Below are 21,229 nucleotides of genomic sequence, written 5' to 3' on the forward strand. Positions count from 1 at the left end.
CGGGAAACTGTCGGCTTTGCGAATAACAGAACGTGGAGTGCCCAATGTCCGACCAAAGCCGCCAGATGTCCCCCGAAGAAGCCGCTGAATTTGCCGAACAGGTATTCAACAAGGCGCGTGAGGGCGATGCGGCCATGATGGCTGCGCTGTTGACCAAGGGCCTGCCGCCGAACCTGCGTAACCACAAGGGCGATACGCTGCTGATGCTGGCCGCTTACCACGGCCATGTGGAGACGGTAAAAGTCCTGCTCGAACACAAGGCCGACCCGGAAATCCGTAACGACAACGGCCAGAGCCCGATTGCCGGCGCGGCGTTCAAGGGTGATCTGGCGGTGGTCAAGGCACTGGTTGAAGGCGGCGCGCAAGTGGAAGGTTCGTCCTTCGACGGTCGCACTGCGCTGATGATGGCCGCGATGTTCAATCGCGTGGAAATCGTCGATTACCTGATCAGCAAAGGCGCCGATCCGAAAGCCAAGGACGCCAATGGCGTTTCTGCGCTGGATGCCGCCAAGACCATGGGCGCGGTGGATACCACGGCGCAGTTGCAGAAACTCCTAGGCTAACGGCTCAAGGAATTCTTGAAGCAAACGAAAACCTGTGGCGAGGGGGCTTGCCCCCGTTGGGTGGCGAAGCCGCCCCAAACCGGTTACCCGAGTTTTTCAGGAAGACTGCATTCATCGGTTTTACGACTGCTTCGCAGCCGAACGGGACGGTGCGGCGTTCCGACAAGCCCCCTCGCCACAGGACCCCCACCTACCGCAAAGGGTGTTTCTGAATCAGCCGAGGCATCAATACACCCAAACCTCAACCCGCCGATTCTTGATTCGCCCTTCATCCGCGCTATTGGCCGCCACCGGCATCTCGGCGCCAAAACCGCGAATTTCGCGAAATACCACACCGCTTTTCACCAGTTCCCGCCGCACCGCCATGGCGCGCAGTTTCGACAGCAGATCGGCCCGCGCCGGATCACTTTTGGCGTCGCCAAACCCCACCAGCGTCACCTGCCGATTGGTCTTCTCGTGCTGCTGTAGATAGTCGAGCACTCGTGACAGGTCCTGCCGGGCCTTGTTGTCCAGCGTCGCACTGCCTTCTTCGAAACGGAAATTAACGGTCAGGCGCTGGGCATGGCGACTGAGCGCCTGATAACCCTCCGGCATCAATGCATTTGGCGTGACCGTCATGGCCTGGACGGTCTGGGCGATAAAACCATTGGCCGCGACAATCGCCTGACCTTTGCTGCTTTGGGCAAACGCCACCAATGCGGCGGCCCAAGGGTTTTTGCCGTTGGGCGGTAGGTAAAAGAACAGCCGGCGCGACAATGGATAGTCTTCCGTGGCGATCAAGCTGTTGAGCGGCAACATGGCTTGGGATTGGCCATCGGCAATCGCCACGGCTTTGGCCTGACGCACGTAAGGCAGGCCGATGAAGCCGATCCCTTGCGGGTCCAGGCTAACCGCGTCGGACAATTGCTCGCTGGATTCGAACCGTTTCGCAGCGCTGCTCAGCGTTTTCCCACGACGACTGAGGACCAATTCCTTGAACGTGTCGTAGGTGCCCGATTGGTCATCCCGCGCATAGAGATGAATCGTCCCACCGCTGCCGCCGAGTTCTTCCCAGGTTTTTGCTTCGCCGCTGAAGATTCGCGCCAGTTGTTCGGTGTTCAGTTCACTCAACGGATTTTGCGGATGAAGGATGATCGCCAGGCCGTCGATGGCGATGACCTGCTCGGCGCCGGCGCTTTTAAAATCACCCAAGCGTGCAAGGTCTGCCCGTTCGCTGTCCTTGATCGGGCGCGAGGAGGCGGCGAGGTCGGCGGTGGCGGTTTTCAGGGCGGTGAAACCGGTGCTGGAACCGTGGGCCGCGATGTCCACCGCGACCCGGCGGCCCTGATCGGTTTCACCGATCACGCGCAGTTCGTTGGCTTTGTCCGGGGCCTCGCTGTGAACCTTGAGCAGGCCTTGTTCGCGCATCAGCCCCTCAACCAGCGCCGGGCCCAATGCCGCGCCAATGGTGTTGGAACCCTGGATGCGCAGCACCGGGCCAGTCTCGGGCGTCGGCAATGTGCCAGCCGAAGCCGTCAGCGGCAGCCAGGCGCACAGTATCGACAGGAACAACACGCGCAGCGTCATGCCGGCACCTTATAAGCCAAAGGAAGTGCCGGGAGAATAAGTCAGTAAGGTTTCTGAAAGATGACAGGGTGTGACGGATCGTTCCCTCGCTCTGCGTGGGAATGCATCCCGTGACGCTCTGCGTCACTTCCAGAGGCGGAACGCGGAGCGTCCCTGGCGGCATTCCCACGCAGAGCGTGGGAACGATCAGCGAAACCGGATCAGCTCAATTCAAGCCAGATCGGCGCATGATCCGACGGTTTTTCCATCCCGCGCAGTTCGTAATCCACACCTGCGTCCTTCACCCGTGGCAACAACCCGTGGGACGCCATGATCAAGTCAATCCGCAGGCCACGCTTGGGCTCATCCTCAAAACCGCGGCTACGGTAGTCGAACCAGCTGAAACGATCGGCCACCTCCGGGTTCAAGTGACGGAAGCTGTCCACCAGGCCCCAGTTCTTCAGCCGGGCCATCCACTCGCGTTCTTCCGGCAGGAAGCTGCATTTGCCGGTTTTCAGCCAGCGTTTCATGTTGTCCGGGCCGATACCGATGTCGCAGTCTTCAGGGGAAATGTTCACGTCGCCCATCACCACCACTGGCTGATCGTTGCTGAACTGGCTTTCCAGCAACTGCTGCAGATCGCTGTAAAAACGTTCCTTGGCCGGGAACTTGGTCGGATGATCGCGGCTTTCGCCCTGTGGGAAATAGCCGTTCATGATGGTCACCGGCACGCCATTGGTGTCGGCGAACGTGCCCCAGATGAAGCGGCGCTGAGCGTCTTCTTCATCGGTGACGAAACCTTTGTGCAGCGCGATAGGTTCCTGGCGCGAGAGCAGGGCGACGCCGTAATGACCTTTTTGACCATGGAAATACACGTGATAGCCCAGCGCCTGAACCTCGGCCAGCGGGAATTGGTCGTCGTGCACCTTGGTTTCCTGCAGTCCGATCACATCTGGCTGATGCTTTTCGATCAGCGCCGCCAGCTGATGAGGGCGAGCGCGCAGCCCGTTGATGTTGAAGGAGACGATCTTCATGGTCGGCAGTCCTGGCAAAAGGGCGATGCTAGCTGACATGTAGGAATGGGGCCAGTGTTGGGGTGAGGGGATTCACTGTGTTCTGTCAGATCTATATTGGCGGTGAGGGCCCCTTCGCGAGCAAGCCCGCTCCCACAGGTTAGGAGTCTGGTCTATACCTTTGTGGGAGCGAGCCGGTTCCGGGCGGCGTTCCGACGATGGCGGCATCACAACCAACACTGATTCGGATCAGCAAGGAACTGTGCCAGCGCTATAGGCTCGTAACCAGAAGAGCGCAGTCATTTGAACTGTGCCAGGGGAGATCAACCGTTATGCCCGAAACCTCGACCGTCATTGCCGATATTCACATGCTCGACAGCGGCTATTCCCGCGAAGCACGTTCGCTGTTGTACCAGGCTTACCGGCATGAGCCGACGTTCGGCTACCTGTTCGAAGCCGAGCGTCCCGGTTATGAGCAGCGGGTCCGGGCTACCGTGCGCGAACTGGTCAAGCAACACTTTCTTCAGGACTTGCCGGCCATCGGCCTGCTGGTCAACGACCGGTTGATCGGCATCGCACTGATCGCGCCGCCGCAACGCCGCCTGGGCATCACCGAGAGTTGGGCCTGGCGTCTGCGCATGGTGCTGAGCACCGGTTTTCGCTGTACCCGACGTTATCTCGAGTATCACGATGCCGTGATGGCTTGTGTGCCGTCCGACTCGGTACACCTGCTGCCATTGCTGGGGGTTCATCCGCAATTCCAGGGCAAACACTTTGGCGAACAATTGCTGCAAGCGGTGCACAACTGGTGCGCGGTGGATGAACACTCCGAGGGCGTGATCCTCGATACCGGGAATCCTCGTTATCTGGAGTTCTATAAGCGTCAGGGCTACGAGGAAATCGGTGAGGTCGCCGTAGGACCGATTCGCGAGCACGTGTTTTTCCACGCCAATCCGCAGGTGTTACAAACAGCAACGGCATAAAGGTAGAACTTTCACCGCACGCCAGGCTCTATCACGCTCCCAAGCTCGTGATAGCATCCGCGCCTATGAAGTTTCCAGGAAGAATTACCAGTGGCGTGCTGATGCTGATTACCAGCTGCGCGGCACTGGCGCAAAGTGAATTGGATGTGCGGATCAAACCGTCCAACGATGAACTGAAAGCCAATATAGAGGGCTATATCGGCAGCCTCGGCGATCGAGACGAAGAAGCCTTGCTGCGCTTCAGTCGTGGCGCCGAAGAACAGGCGCGCAAGGCCGCCCAGGCCTTGGGTTATTACCAGCCGCAGATCGACTCGGATGTGAAGGGCGGCAAGACGCCGCGCCTGGTGCTGAACATCGAGCCCGGCGAGCCGGTGCATTTGCGCAACGTCACCATTCGCGTCGACGGCCCTGCTGCCTCCCTCAAATCATTCCGTGTGCCCAAAAGCAATACGCTGAAAACCGGCGCAGTGCTTAACCATGGCCATTACGAAGACGCCAAGCGCCTGATTCAGAATCAGGCCTCGCGTTTTGGCTTTTTCAGTGGTTATTTCAGCAGCCAGAAATTGTTGGTCGACCCGCGAGCCGGCGTCGCCGACATCGAACTGGTCTACAACAGCGGCCCGCGTTATTCATTGGGCAAAGTCAGTTTTGAAGGGGACACGCCGTTCGACGAGGACCTGCTACAACGCATGGTGCCATTCAAGGAGGGGGCGCCTTACGACTCCGAACTGATCGCTGAGCTCAGCCAGGCCATGCAGTCGAGTGGCTATTTCGAAAGCGTACGGGTGGATGCGGCGCCGACGGCGTCCAAGAACAACGTGATCCCGGTGGACGTCAAACTCGAAACCCGCAAACCACGGACCATGGGTCTCGGGCTGGGTTATTCCACCGACGTCGGCCCACGGGTCAAGGCCAACTGGACGCGGCACTGGGTCAACCCTCAGGGGCACAGCTATGGCTGGGAAACCGAAGTCTCGGCGCCTCGGCAGAACGTCGGTGTGTTCTACGACATTCCCCTGGACCCGCCGCTGACCGACAAGCTGCGGTTCGCCGGTGGCTATCAGAACGAAGAAATCGCCGACAAGGACTCCCTGAGCAAACTGCTGACCATCGGTCCCGAGTGGCACAGCAAGCTGCCCAGCGGTTGGCAGCGAGTGGTGTCGCTCAAATGGCAACGCGAGGAATACAGGCTTGGTGACGACTCGGGGCTCAGCACGTTGCTGATGCCTGGCGTCAGCTATTCCTACCTTAAAAGTGATAACCGCATTGACCCGCACAACGGTTATCGCCTGGAATTCGAGACCAAAGTGGCCAAGGAAGGTTTGGGTTCCGACACCAACCTGCTTTACGGCACCGCGTTGGTGAAGGGCTTGACCACAGTCTTCGACAAACACCGCTTCCTCGGTCGGGTGCAGGTCGGCGGCAACGCCACCAACGGCTACAAATCGGTACCGCCGTCGTTGCGCTTTTTTGCCGGTGGCGATCAGAGCGTGCGCGGCTACGACTATCAGAGCCTGTCACCGGAAAACTCCGAGGGCGACCGCATCGGGGGCCGTTACATGGTTGCCGGCAGCGTCGAGTATCAGTACTCCGTTGCCGAAAAATGGCGGGTCGCGACGTTCATTGATCAGGGCAACTCCTTCAATACACTCGAACTGCCGAACCTCAAGACCGGCGTCGGTATCGGCGTGCGCTGGGTTTCTCCGGTAGGGCCGATTCGCCTCGACCTGGCCCATGCGATGGACGACGACGGCGGCATTCGACTGCACTTTTCCATGGGGCCAGAGCTGTGAAGCGTGGTTTGAAAATAACGCTGTTGGCGATTCTGGCGCTGCTGATGCTGGTCGTTTTGACCGTGACCACCGTGCTGGGTACGGCGACGGGCAGCCGCTGGGCGTTGGGGTTGGTGCCGGGTCTGACCGTGGAAAATTATCAGGGCCGATTGGGCGGACAGTGGAGCGCCGACCGTGTGTTGTGGCAGCAAGACACCAGCCGGGTTGAGCTGAGCAAGGTGATTTTCGCCTGGTCGCCGCTGTGCCTGACGCGCATGGCACTGTGCATCGAGCAACTGAAGGCCGATCAAGTCAGCCTGCAATTTCCACCGGGCACGGATGAAGACAGCAGCGGTTCGATCGAACTTCCGGACCTGGATTTGCCGCTGGCCATCGAACTGGGCGACGTCCAGGTCGGCAGCCTGCTGTTCAACGGCAGCGAAGAACTCAAGGGCCTGCAACTGGCGGCGCACTGGACGGCCAACGGTCTGCAGATCGATTCCGTTCATTTGCAAAGGGATGACCTGAGCCTGAATCTTTCAGGCCTGCTGCAACCCAGCGGCAACTGGCCGCTCAAGGCGCAAGGCCAACTGACCCTGCCAGCCCCCGGCACCGCGCCTTGGACGCTGGCCCTGAAGGTCGACGGCGATCTGCTGAAAACCCTGAACCTGAAAGCCGACAGCAGCGGTTACCTGAACGGGCAATTGACCGGAGAGCTGCAGCCACTGGTGGAGAACCTGCCGGCCAAGGCACGGATCACCGCTGACGGCTTCAAGCCCGATGCTGATCTGCCGGACACCTTGCAACTCAACCAACTGGAACTCACCGGCGACGGCGACCTGAAAAACGGTTACCAGTTGCTCGGCAAAGCCACGTTACCGGGCGAAAAAGGCCCCGTCGCGTTATTGCTGCAAGGCAAGGTCGATGCCAATGGCGCGCAGATCGCCGGGTTGGACCTTACGGCCAACGACAAGCAACGCCTGAAACTCACCGGCAACCTCGACTGGAGCAAAGGCCTGAGCGCCGATGCCAAAATCGACTGGCTGGATTTCCCGTGGCACAGCCTCTATCCACTGATCGACGAGCCCGAAGTGGCGTTGCGCAGTTTCAACGGTGAAGTCTCCTACACCGACGGTAAATACCTCGGCAGCTTCAAAGCCGCACTTGACGGCCCGGCCGGGGCGTTCAGCCTGATCAGCCCGTTCAGCGGCGACCTGACGAAAATCTACCTGCAACAAATTCAACTCGAAGCCGGGCAGGGCAAGGCCGAAGGGCACCTGAACCTGCAATTCGCCGATGGCATTGCCTGGGACACGGCGCTGGACCTGTCGGCGATCAACCCGGCGTACTGGGTCGCGGAGTTGCCGGGCATCCTGGCCGGACCGTTGCGCAGCAAAGGCGAGATGAAGAATGAAACACTCAGCCTGACGGCTGATCTCGACTTGAAGGGCAAACTGCGCGGCCAACCGGCAGTGATCCAGGCCAACGCCGATGGCGGTGGCGAGCAGTGGAATCTCAGCGCGCTGCAAGTTCGCCTCGGCGACAACAGCATCAACGGCAAGGGCAGCCTGCAACAGAAGCTCACCGGTCAGATCGATATCAAGCTGCCGCGCCTGGCTCAGTTGTGGCCGCAACTGCGCGGTCAGCTCAATGGTCGCGTCGATGTCGCCGGAACACTCAAGGCCCCGCAAGGCAAGCTCGGGCTGCAAGGCACGCAACTGGCCTTCGAAGACAATCGCCTGCAAAGCCTGAATCTGGACGCCACCCTCGATAGCGCGCAACGGGCGAAAATCGACCTCAAGGGCAGCGGCATTCGGGCTGGTGAAACGTCGCTGGGGACGCTGACCGCCAGCGGCCAGGGCGACATCAAAAACCAGAAACTCGCCCTCGACCTGCAAGGGCCGAAGCTGAAACTCGCGCTCGGCCTCGACGGCAATCTGGACCAAGGCAATTGGCGTGGGCGCTTGGCCAGCGGCGATATCCAGGCCGGAGGTCAGGACTGGAAACTGCAAGGCCCGGCGAAGCTCGAGCGGCTGGCGGACGGCAAGATCAACTTCGGCGCCCATTGCTGGACATCCGGCCCGGCCAGCCTGTGCGGTGAGGATCAGCGCCTGATGCCTGAGCCGAAGCTGCGTTATCACCTCAAACAGTTCCCGATCGACAGCCTGGCGCAGTGGTTGCCCAAGGATTTCGCCTGGAAGGGCCGGCTCAACGCGGACCTGCAACTGGACCTGCCGGCCAGCGGCCCGAACGGCCTGATCAGCGTCGATGCCAGCGGCGGCACGTTGCGCATCAAGGAAAAGGACCAGTGGCTGGACTTCCCGTACCAGACCCTGAAACTCAACAGCAAACTCACGCCCAAGCGCATCGACACTGACCTCAATTTCGTCGGCGGCAAGCTCGGTGAGCTGATGCTCCAGGCGCAGATCAATCCGTTGCCGAAGGACAAGCCACTGACCGGCTCGTTCCGCCTGAGTGGTCTGGACCTGTCGGTGGCGCGGCCATTCGTGCCAATGGTCGAGAAACTGACCGGACGCTTGAATGGCAGCGGCACGCTCGCCGGTACGCTGCTGGCGCCGCAGGTCAACGGCAATCTGCTGCTCAGCGACGGCGAGATTTCCGGGCCTGAACTGCCGATGGACCTCGAAGCGCTGCAACTTCAAGCCGTGATTGCGGGTGAAACCGTGCAATTGAACGGCGGCTGGAAAAGCGGCAAGACCGGGCAGGGCACCTTGAGCGGCAACATCGCCTGGGGTCAGGCATTGGTGGTGGATCTGGCGCTCAAAGGTACGCAATTGCCGGTCACCGTCGAGCCCTACGCCAAGCTGGAAATGGCGCCGGACCTGAAGATTTCGGTGAAGGACGACAAACTGGCGATTGTCGGCAAGGTATTGGTGCCCAAAGGCGAGATCACCGTGCGCGAGTTGCCGCCATCGACGGTCAAGGTGTCCGATGACACGGTGATCGTCGGCCAGCAGACCGAAGAGGGCAAACCCCCGATGGCCATGGCGATGGATATCGATGTGGTGGTCGGCCAGGACAAACTCAGCTTCGCCGGGTTTGGCCTGACCGCCAACCTGCAAGGTCATGTGCACATCGGCGACAACATGGACACCCGCGGCGAGCTCTGGCTCAACGATGGGCGTTACCGCGCCTACGGTCAGCGGTTGACCGTACGCCGGGCGCGTTTGCTTTTTGCCGGCCCGATCGATCAGCCGTACCTGGACATCGAAGCGATTCGCCAGACCGACGACGTGATCGCCGGCATTCGCCTGAGCGGCAGCGCCGAGCAGCCGACCACACAGATCTTCTCCGAGCCGGCGATGAGCCAGGAACAGGCGTTGTCCTATCTGGTGCTGGGGCGCCCGCTGAGCACCAACGGTGAGGACAACAACATGCTGGCTCAAGCGGCGCTCGGGCTGGGCTTGATGGGCAGTTCGGGGGTGACCAGCGGCTTGGCGAAAAACTTCGGGATTCAGGATTTCCAGCTCGATACCGAGGGTAGCGGCAACGCCACTAGCGTGGTCGCCAGCGGCAATATCTCCGAGAAGCTCAGCCTGCGTTATGGCGTTGGCGTGTTCGAACCGGCCAACACCATCGCCTTGCGTTACAAGCTGAGCAAGAAGGTCTACCTCGAAGCAGCGGGCGGCGTGGCCAGTTCGCTGGACATCTTCTACAAGCGGGATTTCTAAACCCCCGCGCGATCCCTGTGGCGAGGGGGTTTGTCGGAACGCCGCATCGCCCCGTTGGGCCGCGTAGCGGCCCCAAAACATGCAACTTCATTCCTTGATCGTTCCCATGCTCCGCGTGGGAATGCAGCCCGGGACGCTCCGCGTCCCTTCCCAAGCCGAACGCAGAGCGTCCGTTGAGGCATTCCCACGCAGAGCGTGGGAACGATCACTCACCAGCCATTGATCAACCAAATAGCAAGCAACCTAACTATTACGTTGACATTCGCTGCCTAGGCAGTAACATCTCGACATACATTCTCTGCCTAGGCAGCTAATTGGTGGTCAGATGAAGCATTTCACCCCAGACGAATTCCACACGTGCCATCTCGGTCTCCTGCTCGGGCGCGCTGCGCTGCTCAAGGACCGGATCATCGACACGCACATGGAACCCCACGGCATCACTGCCGCGCAGTTCAAAGTGCTGATCATCATGGCCCAGTTCGGCGTCGATACCCCCGCCGAGCTGTGTCGTCACCTGTCGCTGGACAGCGGATCGATGACCCGCATGCTCGACCGCCTGGAACAGAAAGGCTTCCTCGCCCGCCAACGCTCCGAAGCGGATCGCCGTCAGGTTCAGTTGGTGTTGACCGAACAAGGCCAGCAGTTGACTGACCGCCTGCCGGAGATCGGCGCCGACGCCATGAATGAACTGGCTGGCGCGATCACCCCAGAGGAATTGAAAACCCTGGAACAGATCCTGAAGAAAATTCTGGTGGCAGCCGGTGACTCGATCACCCTGCTGCGGGTAGGTGACAAATGAGCAGTAAAACCCTGCGTGCCGGCCTGAGCCTGGTGCTGGCGGCCATGACCCTGGCCGGTTGCGCCAGCTACAGCGGACTGACCACCGAAGGCAAAAGCCTCGATGCGAAAACCCTCAAGGCCGGACAATCCCTCAGCGGTGTAACCCTGTCGCCCGCGGCCTGGCCGAAAAGCGACTGGTGGAAGAGCCTCGGCGACCCACAGCTCGACGGCTTGATCCGCGAAGCCCTGCACGACAGCCCCGACATGCAAATCGCCGACGCCCGCGCCCACCAGGCCAGCGCCGCCGCTTATGCAGCGGATGCCGCGCGCATGCCGACCCTCGATGCCAGTGCCGGCGTCAGCCGTTCGCGTTTGGCCCGGGATCAGGACCCGAGGGGCGAGGGCGATGCGTACTCCACCGTGCGCAACATCAGCGCCAGTTTCAATTACAACTTTGACCTTTGGGGCGGCCAGCGTGATGCCTGGGAAGCAGCATTGGGCCAGGCCCGTGCTGCCGAAGTCGATCAACAGGCCGCTCAGCTGACGTTGTCCGCCGACGTGGCTCGCGCCTACAGCGATCTGGGGCAGGCGCATATCGTCTACGACCTGGCCAATGAAGACCTCAAGCGCACCAAACAAATGCTCGACCTGAGCCAGCGTCGCCTGAGCTCGGGGATCGACAGCCAATACCAGTTCCAGCAAACCGAAAGCCTGGAAGCCACCTCCGAAGCCAGCCTGATCGATGCCGAAAAACGCCTGCAAAGCGCGAAAATCGCCTTGGCCGTCTTGCTCGGCAAAGGCCCGGATCGCGGCAACGAAATCCCCCGGCCGAAAATCCTCCAGGCCAGCGCCGTCGCGTTGCCATCGGTGCTGCCGGCCGAGTTGCTCGGTCGGCGTCCAGACCTGGTGGCCGCGCGTTGGCGGGTCGAGGCGGCGAGCAAGAACATCGATGCCGGCAAAACCCGCTTCTACCCCAACCTCAACCTGAGCGCCGCGGCCGGTGCCGAGTCGTTGCTGGGCGATGCGATGTTCGGTTCGGCCAGTCGCTTCTTCAACATTGCGCCAACGATCTCGGTGCCGATTTTCGACGGTGGCCGCCTGCGCGCCGACCTCGATTCTCGCGACGCCGATTACGACCTCGCGGTGGCGCAGTACAACAAAAGCCTGGTGAAAGCCCTGGGCGACGTCAGCGACACCATCAACCAGCTGCGCGATATCGGCCGGCAGATCGGGGCACAACAGCGCGCCACCGACATTGCTCAGGATTCTTACAACACGGTGGTTGAGCGGTACGGTTCCGGCATCGGGAATTACCTGGACGTGCTCAGCATCGAGCAGCAACTGCTCCAGGCCCAGCGGCAGCTGGCCAACCTGAATGCCGAGCAGATCGACCTGTCGATCCAACTGATGCAGGCGCTGGGCGGCGGCTTCCAGGGCGAAACCCTGGCCGCCGCCAATGCAACCCCAGCCACGCTGAACAACTGATTCGAGGTATTTGTCATGGCCACTGCCGAAACAACACCCACCCCTGACAACGCACAAGACACCCGCAATTCGCGTAAACGCAAAGTCATGCTGGCAGCGCTCGCGATCGTGGTGATCCTCGCCGGCATCGGCGTCTGGGGTTATCACGAACTCTATGGGCGCTGGAACGAAAGCACCGACGACGCCTATGTAAACGGCAACGTGGTTGAAATCACTCCGCTGGTCACCGGCACTGTGGTCAGCATCGGTGCCGACGATGGCGACCTGGTTCACGAAGGCCAGGTGCTGATCAACTTCGACCCGAACGACGCCGAAGTCGGCCTGCAAAGTGCCCAGGCCAATCTGGCCCGCACCGTGCGTCAGGTTCGCGGCTTGTACAGCAACGTCGACGGCATGAAAGCCCAGGTCAATGCGCAGCAGGCCGAAGTGCAAAAGGCTCAGGACAACTTCAATCGCCGGAAAAACCTCGCCGCTGGCGGGGCGATTTCCCAGGAAGAACTGTCCCATGCTCGCGACGACCTGACCTCGGCGCAAAACGCCCTGGCCAACGCCAGACAGCAACTCAAAACCACCAGTGCGCTGGTTGATGACACCGTGGTGTCGTCGCACCCGGACGTGATGTCCGCTGCCGCGCAATTGCGTCAGGCGTATTTGAACAACTCCCGCAGCACCTTGATCGCGCCGGTCACCGGTTACGTGGCCAAGCGCTCGGTACAACTGGGCCAACGCGTTCAGCCGGGCACCGCATTGATGGCGGTGATTCCGCTGGATCAGCTGTGGATCGACGCCAACTTCAAGGAAACCCAGCTGCGTGATATGCGCATTGGCCAGCCCGTAGACATCGAGGCCGACCTGTACGGCAGCGACGTGAAGTTCAGCGGCACCATCGACAGCCTTGGTGCCGGTACCGGCAGCGCGTTTGCCTTGCTGCCGGCGCAGAACGCCACCGGCAACTGGATCAAAATCGTCCAGCGGGTGCCGGTGCGGATTCACATCAACGCCGAAGAACTGGCCAGGCACCCGTTGCGGGTCGGCCTGTCGACTCAGGTCGATGTGAACCTGCGTGACCAGAGCGGCCCGGTGCTGGCGCAACAGTCGCCGCAAAAGGCTTCGTTCAGCACCAATGTCTACGACCGTCAATTGGCCGAGGCCGACGCGATGATCACTCAGTTGATCCATGACAACAGCGCGGCGGTCAGCAAAACCGTTCAACGCTGATCAGTCATCACACCGACCCTGTGGGAGTGAGCCTTTGTGGTGAGGGGGCTCGCCCCCGTTGGACTGCGCAGCAGTCCCATCTTCCAGGGCCGCTTCGCGACCCAACGGGGCGATGCGGCGTTCCGACAAGCCCCCTCGCCACAGGAGCCCCCGCTCCAAAAAATTCAGCTCCAAAGGATTTGCGATGAGCAATAACGCGTCTTTCACGCCGCCCAGCCTGCTGCTCAGCACCATTGGCCTGTCGCTTGCGACCTTCATGCAAGTGCTCGACACCACGATCGCCAACGTGGCGCTGCCGACGATTTCCGGCAACCTCGGCGTAAGTTCGGAGCAGGGCACTTGGGTGATTACTTCATTCGCGGTCAGCAACGCCATCGCGCTGCCGCTGACCGGCTGGCTCAGCCGGCGTTTCGGCGAGGTGAAGCTGTTTCTCTGGGCAACGATTCTGTTCGTGCTGGCTTCGTTTCTATGCGGTATCTCGACCTCAATGCCGGAGCTGATTGGCTTTCGGGTGCTTCAAGGCCTGGTGGCAGGTCCGTTGTACCCGATGACTCAAACGCTGCTGATTGCCGTCTATCCGCCCGCCAGGCGCGGCATGGCCCTTGCGTTGCTGGCGATGGTCACGGTGGTGGCGCCGATTGCCGGCCCCATCCTCGGTGGTTGGATTACCGACAGCTACAGCTGGCCGTGGATCTTCTTTATCAACGTGCCGATCGGTGTTTTCGCGGTGATGGTGGTGCGCCAGCAACTCAAGGCGCGGCCAGTGCAAACCAGCTACCAACCGATGGATTACGTCGGCTTGATCACCCTGATCATTGGCGTCGGCGCATTGCAGGTGATCCTCGACAAGGGCAACGATCTGGATTGGTTCGAGTCGAACTTCATCCTCATCGGCGCGGCGATTTCGGTGATTGCGCTGGCGGTGTTCGTGATCTGGGAAATGACCGATAAGCACCCGGTGGTCAATCTGCGGCTATTCGCTCACCGCAACTTCCGCATCGGCACGATTGTGCTGGTGTTGGGTTACGCCGGGTTCTTCGGGATCAACCTGATTCTGCCGCAATGGCTGCAAACCCAGATGGGTTACACGGCAACCTGGGCGGGGCTCGCGGTGGCGCCGATCGGGATTCTGCCGGTGCTGATGTCGCCATTTGTCGGCAAGTACGCACATAAATTCGACCTGCGGCTGCTGGCCGGGCTGGCGTTCCTGGCGATTGGCCTGAGCTGCTTCATGCGTGCCGGGTTTACCAACGAAGTGGACTTCCAGCACATCGCTCTGGTGCAGTTGTTCATGGGAATTGGCGTGGCGCTGTTCTTCATGCCGACCTTGAGCATTCTGATGTCGGACCTGCCACCGAGCCAGATCGCCGACGGCGCGGGCCTGGCGACGTTCCTGCGGACACTGGGCGGTAGTTTTGCGGCGTCGCTGACGACCTGGATCTGGATTCGCCGAGCCGATCAGCACCACGCCTATATGAGCGAAAGCATCAGCACCTATGAGCCGGCTACCCGCGAGGCGCTGAACAGCCTGGGCGGGGCGAGCAGTCCGGCATATGCGCAACTGGATCATGTGCTGACCAGCCAGGCGTACATGCTCTCCACCGTGGATTACTTCACGTTGCTGGGGTGGGCGTTCATGGGCTTGATTGTGCTGGTGTGGCTGGCGAAACCGCCGTTTGCGGCGAAGGCGGGGCCGGCTGCGTCAGGTCACTAAGGCCTGAAACTGATCGTTCCCACGCTCCGCGTGGGAATGCAGCCCGGGACGCTCCGCGTCCCTTCCAATGTCGAACGCGGAGCGTCCGTTGAGACATTCCCACGCAGAGCGTGGGAACGATCAAGATCAGGCAGAAGGTGCTGCCAGTTGTGGCGGCGGGGCGAAGTCGAACGGCGCCAACGCAAACCCACTTTCATCCACCTGCAACGCCCACCCCTGACGATCCCAATCCCCTAAAACAATCCGTTTGGCCGCCTGCTCGCCAATCTGCAACTTGTGGATGGCGGGGCGATGGGTGTGACCATGGATCAGGGTTTTCACACCATAGGCCTGCATGATCCGCGGCACTTCTTCGGGCGTGACATCAACAATGTCATTGGCCTTCATCCGTGTCTGCGCACGGCTTTCATTGCGCAGCTTGCGCGCCAGCTTATGGCGAGTCCGCAAAGGCAAGTGGCGCAGGATGAACAGGGTAACCGGATTACGCAGATAGCGACGCAGCTTCATATAAGCCTCGTCGCGGGTGCAGAGGCTGTCGCCGTGCATCAATAGCACCGGCTCGCCGTAAAATTGCACGACACTCGGATCTTTCAGCAACGTACAACCGGCCTGTTTGCAAAAGGCCTGGCCGAGCATGAAGTCGCGATTGCCGTGCATCAGAAAAATGGCCGTGCCGCTGTCACTGAGGTCGCGCAGCGCCTGGCAGATGGAACGCTGGAACGGCGTCATGGCATCGTCGCCAATCCACGCCTCGAAAAAGTCGCCCAGGATGTACAACGCACTCGCCGAGCGGGCGCGTCCGGCGAGCAAATCCAGAAACGCCCGGCTGATGTCCGGGCGCTCCTCTTCCAGATGCAAGTCTGAAATCAGCAGTATCACTCAATGATCTCGGCTTTCTCGATGATCACGTCTTCTGCAGGTACGTCCTGGTGGCCGGCTTTGGAAGTCGTGGCCACGCCTTTGATCTTGTCGACCACGTCGGTGCCTTCAACGACTTTGGCGAATACGGCGTAGCCCCAACCCTGAGTGGTTTTGCCGCTGTGGTTCAAAAAGCTGTTGTCAGCCACGTTGATGAAGAACTGGGCGGAAGCCGAATGCGGCTCCATGGTGCGGGCCATGGCAACGCTGTACTTCTCGTTCGGCAGGCCGTTGTCGGCTTCGTTCTGGATGCTTGGGCGCTTGTCTTTCTTTTCTTTCATGCCTGGCTCGAAACCGCCGCCCTGGATCATGAAGTTACCGATGACGCGGTGGAAAACAGTGTTTTCGTAGTGACCGGCTTTGACGTACTCGATGAAGTTGGCCACGGTGATCGGGGCTTTCTCAGCGTTCAGTTCCAGGACGATGTCGCCATGGTTTGTTGTCAGTTTGACTTGGGTCATGATCGGGGACTCTTTATAAAAGAAGCGGTTTCTAATAATTCGTGGGTTTTGGGGCATTGAAGCCCTCAACCGGTCCGGCCAGATTCGGCCAAGGTGCGCAGTTTAGCGTGCCGGGCGCGAATTTCGAGGCTGTTTTTCACTTGCCCCCGATTAAATGCAGCCGTTTTCGGGCCTGCTCTGTCAGCGACTTGACGGCATCGGCTATGATAAGCCCCTTTGTTTTAACCGCCGCTTTGATTTGGCCAACTGGCCGCGCACTTGTACGTTCAAGGATCCTATGAGCAAGCCCACTGTCGACCCTACCTCGAATTCCAAGACCGGCCCTGCCGTGCCGGTCAATTTCCTGCGCCCGATCATCCAGGCGGACCTGGACTCGGGTAAGCACACGCAGATCGTCACCCGTTTCCCGCCTGAGCCCAACGGCTACCTGCACATCGGTCACGCCAAGTCGATTTGCGTGAACTTCGGCCTGGCCCAGGAATTTGGCGGCGTCACGCACCTGCGTTTCGACGACACCAACCCGGCCAAGGAAGACCAGGAATACATCGACGCGATCGAAAGCGACGTCAAATGGCTGGGCTTCGAATGGTCCGGTGAAGTGCGCTACGCCTCGCAGTATTTCGACCAGTTGCACGATTGGGCCGTTGAGCTGATCAAGGCCGGCAAGGCCTACGTCGATGACCTGAGCCCTGAACAGGCCAAGGAATATCGCGGCACGCTGATCGAACCGGGCAAAAACAGCCCGTTCCGTGATCGCAGCGTCGAAGAAAACCTCGACTGGTTCGCCCGCATGAAGGCCGGTGAGTTCAAGGACGGCGCACGCGTGCTGCGGGCCAAGATCGACATGGCTTCGCCGAACATGAACCTGCGCGACCCGATCATGTATCGCATCCGTCACGCGCATCACCACCAGACCGGTGACAAGTGGTGCATCTACCCGAACTACGACTTCACCCACGGTCAGTCGGACGCCATCGAAGGCATCACCCACTCGATTTGCACCCTGGAGTTCGAAAGCCATCGTCCGCTGTACGAGTGGTTCCTCGAGAACCTGCCCGTGCCGGCGCAGCCGCGTCAGTACGAGTTCAGCCGCCTGAACTTGAACTACACGATCACCAGCAAGCGCAAGCTCAAGCAACTGGTCGATGAAAAGCACGTTCATGGCTGGGACGATCCGCGCATGTCCACGCTGTCCGGCTTCCGCCGTCGTGGTTACACGCCCAAATCGATCCGCAACTTCTGCGAAATGATCGGCACCAACCGCTCCGACGGCGTGGTCGATTTCGGCATGCTGGAATTCAGCATCCGTGACGACCTCGACCACAGCGCCCCGCGTGCCATGTGCGTGCTGCGTCCGCTGAAAGTCGTGATCACCAACTACCCGGAAGGCCAGGTCGAGAACCTCGAACTGGCGTGCCACCCGAAAGAAGACATGGGCGTGCGCGTCCTGCCGTTCGCCCGTGAGCTCTACATCGACCGTGAAGACTTCATGGAAGAGCCGCCAAAAGGCTACAAGCGCCTGGAACCTGCTGGCGAAGTGCGTCTGCGCGGCAGCTACGTGATCCGCGCCGACGAAGCGATCAAGGACGCCGATGGCAACATCGTCGAACTGCGTTGCTCCTACGACCCGGAAACCCTGGGCAAGAACCCTGAAGGCCGCAAGGTCAAAGGCGTGGTGCACTGGGTGCCGGCTGCGGCCAGCGTCGAATGCGAAGTGCGCCTGTACGATCGCCTGTTCCGTTCGGCCAACCCTGAGAAGGCCGAAGACAGCGCCAGTTTCCTGGACAACATCAACCCTGACTCGCTGCAAGTCCTCACCGGTTGTCGTGCCGAGCCTTCGCTGGGCAATGCACAGCCGGAAGACCGTTTCCAGTTCGAGCGCGAAGGTTACTTCGTCGCGGATATCAAGGACTCGAAACCGGGCGCTCCGGTATTCAACCGTACCGTGACCTTGCGTGATTCGTGGGGCCAGTGATTACAGGCCTGACCGGCCTTGATAAATAGGCAACCTAAAGTGCTTACGATCTACAACACGCTCTCCAAGAGCAAAGAAGTCTTCAAGCCGCTGGATGGCAACAATGTGCGCATGTACGTCTGCGGGATGACCGTGTACGACTACTGCCACATTGGCCACGGCCGCAGCATGGTCGCGTTCGACCTGGTGACCCGCTGGTTGCGGTTCAGCGGTTATAACCTGACCTATGTGCGCAACATCACCGACATTGAAGACAAGATCATCAATCGGGCCAAGGAGAACGGCGAGCCGTTCGACGCGCTGACCGAACGCATGATCACCGCGATGCACGAGGACGAGGCCCGCCTCAATATCCTCAAGCCAGACATGGAACCGCGGGCCACCGATCACATTCCGGGCATGCTGAGCATGATCCAGACGCTGATCGACAAGGGTTACGCCTACGCCCCGGGCAATGGCGACGTGTACTACCGCGTCGCCAAGTTCATGGGCTACGGCAAGCTGTCGCGCAAGAAGATCGAAGACCTGCGCATCGGCGCGCGGATCGAAGTCGACGAGTCGAAACAGGACCCGCTGGACTTTGTGCTGTGGAAAGCCACCAAACCGGGTGAGCCGAGCTGGCCTTCGCCGTGGGGCGAGGGTCGTCCGGGCTGGCACATCGAGTGCTCGGTGATGTCCACCTGCTGCCTGGGTGAGACCTTCGACATTCATGGCGGCGGCAGCGACCTCGAGTTCCCGCACCACGAAAACGAAATCGCCCAGAGCGAAGCGGCCACCGGCAAGACCTACGCCAACGCGTGGATGCATTGCGGCATGATTCGCATCAATGGCGAGAAGATGTCCAAGTCCTTGAACAACTTCTTCACCATTCGCGACGTGCTGGAAAAGTACCACCCGGAAGTCGTGCGTTACCTGCTGGTGTCGAGCCACTACCGCAGCGCGATCAACTACTCGGAAGACAACCTCAAGGACGCCAAGGGCGCGCTCGAGCGTTTCTACCACGCGTTGAAAGGCCTGCCGAACGTCGCGCCGGCTGGCGGCGAAGCCTTCGTCGAGCGTTTCACCCAGGTGATGAACGACGACTTCGGCACGCCGGAAGCCTGTGCGGTGCTGTTCGAGATGGTTCGCGAGATCAACCGTCTGCGCGAGAGCGATCTCAATGCCGCGGCCGGTCTGGCGGCTCGTTTGAAGGAGTTGGCGAGCGTGCTGGGGGTGTTGCAGCTTGAGGCTGACGACTTCTTGCAGGCCGGCGCCGAAGGGCGGGTCGATGCGGCTGAGGTTGATGCGCTGATTGCTGCGCGTCTGGCGGCACGTGCTGGTAAAGACTGGGCTGAATCCGACCGTATCCGCGACCAGCTCACCGCGATGGGTGTGGTGCTGGAAGACGGCAAGGGCGGGACGACCTGGCGTCTGGCTGACTGATTGCTGCGTTTGCTCCAAACAAAACCCGCCTTGTGCGGGTTTTTGTTTGGGCGCGAAAAGAGACCCTAACCCTCTCCCAAAGCGAGAGGTGACCGATTGGGGGATGTTCAAGAGATACGCCGATCTGAACGATTTTTAGCGAATCCATAATCAACTCGATGTTTCAGGTCGATGTACAACGCCAGACACCTCGGTCGGCCCCCTCTACCTCCGGGAGGGCTGGGGTGAGGGCAACGCTTTGCGTCGGCTGCACGGTAAACGCAGTCATCAAAACCAAAGCCTGTGGTTGCTTTTGCCGTGCGCGTAGGTCTTGATGTCTGACGCGGCCAAACTTGGCGGCGGCGCATGCAGCGGGATGCTGATCGGCGACGATTATGGAATGGAGGCATCATGGCTAATCACTATAGCGAGCTTCTAACGACCCCCGGTGCCACGGGGTTAGTGCTCGCGAGTTCTATTGCGCGGTTGCCGCAGGCAATGATCGGCATTGGCATTATCACCATGCTGGTGCAGCAAACCGGTGTTTACTGGCTGGCCGGCGCAGTCGCCGGTACGTTTACCTTGGCCAATGCGCTGATCGGCCCGCATATCTCGAAACTGGTTGATCAGCGTGGCCAGAGTCGCGTGCTGCCCGTCGTCACCGCTTTCAGCATTGGCATGTTGCTGGCGCTGATCATCGCTGTGTACCTGCGGGCGCCGGTCGCGCTGCTGTTTGTTCTGGCGGCACTCGCGGGGACGATGCCGAGCATGCCCTCGATGATCAGAGCACGCTGGTCGCAGCTGTTCCGTGGCAAACCGCAATTGCACACGGCGTTCTCTCTGGACACCGTGCTGACTGAACTCGCCTACATCATCGGCCCACCCCTGGCGATTGGTTTGAGCGTGAGTTTTTTCGCCGAAGCCGGGCCGCTGGTTGCCGTTGTGATGCTGGCGGTCGGGGTGACGGCTTTTCTTATGCAGCGCCAGACAGAACCGAAAGTGGTCGTGGGCAACATCAGCCGCACCAGCTCCACGTTGCTTATTCCCGGCGTACGCACCATCGTCCTCGCGCTGCTGGCGATGGGGATGATTGGCGGATCGATCGACGTGGCAGTCGTGGCCTTCGCCAACGCACAAGGCTGGCCAGAGTCCGCCACATTCATCCTCGCAGCCTATGCGCTCGGCTCGATGATTGCGGGTCTGACATTTGGTGCGTTGAGGATTTCTCTGTCGATAGAAAAACAGTTCTTTATCGGGATATTGGTCACGGCACTCACAAGTGTTTTACCGATTTTTTCAGCGGACGTTTATATCCTTTCAGGGATGCTGTTTATCGCTGGCATGTCATTTGCGCCAACCATGGTGATGGTGATGCACCTGGGTACGATCATTGTTCCGCCATCTAGGATTACCGAAGGCCTGACGTGGATGACCACCGGCATCAGCATCGGCGTAGCGCTCGGTGGCATGCTTTCGGGTCTGGTTATCGATTCTTATGGCGCGCGGGCAGGATTCGGGGTGGCCATTGGCGCCGGGGTCGTGATGGTAGTAGTCGTGCTGGTTGGGTTGCGCACATTGAGTGCGGTCTCAGCTGCGAATGTTGAGCCAGCCTTTCAATAATTGGCACTGTCCGGAATTTCGCCCTAACCCAAGCCCTCTCCCCCAGGAGCGGGGACTGATTGGGGGATGCTCAAGATGCTCGGCAACTC

General features: G+C 60.3%; 15 protein-coding genes. 11 read left to right on the forward strand and 4 right to left on the reverse strand.

Annotated elements, in window-relative coordinates; genetic code table 11:
- Positions 1-44 precede the first annotated feature (44 nt).
- Positions 45-563 (forward strand): ankyrin repeat domain-containing protein, encoded by a 519-nt coding sequence (locus AC3WP4_RS09210; RefSeq protein ID WP_056740408.1) that lies wholly within the window; start codon positions 45-47, stop codon positions 561-563.
- A gap of 225 nt (positions 564-788) precedes the next feature.
- Here the strand turns inward: AC3WP4_RS09210 and AC3WP4_RS09215 are convergent, their stop codons facing one another.
- Positions 789-2,129 (reverse strand): substrate-binding domain-containing protein, encoded by a 1,341-nt coding sequence (locus AC3WP4_RS09215; RefSeq protein ID WP_102615554.1) that lies wholly within the window; start codon positions 2,127-2,129, stop codon positions 789-791.
- A gap of 200 nt (positions 2,130-2,329) precedes the next feature.
- Complete coding sequence (gene xthA, locus AC3WP4_RS09220) at positions 2,330-3,142, reverse strand: exodeoxyribonuclease III (RefSeq protein ID WP_076027945.1); 813 nt, start codon at positions 3,140-3,142, stop codon at positions 2,330-2,332.
- Between the two features lie 311 nt (positions 3,143-3,453).
- Between xthA and AC3WP4_RS09225 the strand changes: the two genes are divergently transcribed.
- From AC3WP4_RS09225 to AC3WP4_RS09255, 7 genes are all read left to right on the forward strand, one after another.
- Positions 3,454-4,104, forward strand: coding sequence for a GNAT family N-acetyltransferase (locus AC3WP4_RS09225; protein ID WP_046047485.1), 651 nt, complete (start codon positions 3,454-3,456; stop codon positions 4,102-4,104).
- A 65-nt stretch (positions 4,105-4,169) separates the two neighbouring features.
- Positions 4,170-5,897 (forward strand): autotransporter assembly complex protein TamA, encoded by a 1,728-nt coding sequence (locus tag AC3WP4_RS09230; protein ID WP_102615555.1) that lies wholly within the window; start codon positions 4,170-4,172, stop codon positions 5,895-5,897.
- The gene (locus AC3WP4_RS09235) at positions 5,894-9,568 is read left to right on the forward strand and encodes a translocation/assembly module TamB domain-containing protein (RefSeq protein ID WP_102615556.1); all 3,675 of its coding nucleotides are present in this window, start codon (positions 5,894-5,896) and stop codon (positions 9,566-9,568) included. Before AC3WP4_RS09230 ends, AC3WP4_RS09235 begins: the two co-directional genes overlap by 4 nt.
- A gap of 325 nt (positions 9,569-9,893) precedes the next feature.
- On the forward strand, positions 9,894-10,367 hold the full coding sequence (locus tag AC3WP4_RS09240; protein WP_033057114.1) for a MarR family winged helix-turn-helix transcriptional regulator: 474 nt from the start codon (positions 9,894-9,896) through the stop codon (positions 10,365-10,367).
- Entirely contained in the window at positions 10,364-11,833 is a 1,470-nt protein-coding gene (locus AC3WP4_RS09245) for an efflux transporter outer membrane subunit (protein ID WP_074878262.1), read from the forward strand. Before AC3WP4_RS09240 ends, AC3WP4_RS09245 begins: the two co-directional genes overlap by 4 nt.
- 15 nt (positions 11,834-11,848) lie before the next feature.
- Positions 11,849-13,051 (forward strand): HlyD family secretion protein, encoded by a 1,203-nt coding sequence (locus tag AC3WP4_RS09250; protein ID WP_102615557.1) that lies wholly within the window; start codon positions 11,849-11,851, stop codon positions 13,049-13,051.
- A 184-nt stretch (positions 13,052-13,235) separates the two neighbouring features.
- Positions 13,236-14,765, forward strand: a complete 1,530-nt coding sequence (locus AC3WP4_RS09255) for a DHA2 family efflux MFS transporter permease subunit (protein WP_074878260.1) — start codon at positions 13,236-13,238, stop codon at positions 14,763-14,765.
- Positions 14,766-14,891: 126 nt separating this feature from the next.
- On the opposite strand, the gene lpxH is transcribed toward AC3WP4_RS09255, so the two are convergent.
- Both lpxH and AC3WP4_RS09265 read right to left on the reverse strand, forming a co-directional pair.
- The gene (lpxH, locus tag AC3WP4_RS09260) at positions 14,892-15,644 is read right to left on the reverse strand and encodes a UDP-2,3-diacylglucosamine diphosphatase (RefSeq protein ID WP_102615558.1); all 753 of its coding nucleotides are present in this window, start codon (positions 15,642-15,644) and stop codon (positions 14,892-14,894) included.
- A complete protein-coding gene (locus AC3WP4_RS09265; protein WP_102615559.1) occupies positions 15,641-16,144 on the reverse strand; it encodes a peptidylprolyl isomerase in 504 nt (167 codons plus the stop codon). Before AC3WP4_RS09265 ends, lpxH begins: the two co-directional genes overlap by 4 nt.
- Before the next feature lie 277 nt (positions 16,145-16,421).
- Between AC3WP4_RS09265 and AC3WP4_RS09270 the strand changes: the two genes are divergently transcribed.
- The 3 genes from AC3WP4_RS09270 to AC3WP4_RS09280 all read left to right on the forward strand — a co-directional run bounded on the left by AC3WP4_RS09270 (position 16,422) and on the right by AC3WP4_RS09280 (position 21,140).
- Positions 16,422-18,119: a glutamine--tRNA ligase/YqeY domain fusion protein gene (locus AC3WP4_RS09270; protein WP_102615560.1), complete on the forward strand. Its 1,698-nt coding sequence runs from the start codon at positions 16,422-16,424 to the stop codon at positions 18,117-18,119.
- A 39-nt stretch (positions 18,120-18,158) separates the two neighbouring features.
- Entirely contained in the window at positions 18,159-19,541 is a 1,383-nt protein-coding gene (gene cysS, locus AC3WP4_RS09275; protein WP_102615561.1) for a cysteine--tRNA ligase, read from the forward strand.
- A gap of 390 nt (positions 19,542-19,931) precedes the next feature.
- Entirely contained in the window at positions 19,932-21,140 is a 1,209-nt protein-coding gene (locus AC3WP4_RS09280; RefSeq protein WP_074878251.1) for an MFS transporter, read from the forward strand.
- Positions 21,141-21,229 lie beyond the last annotated feature (89 nt).

It is taken from the genome of Pseudomonas sp. FW305-20 (assembly GCF_058788075.1).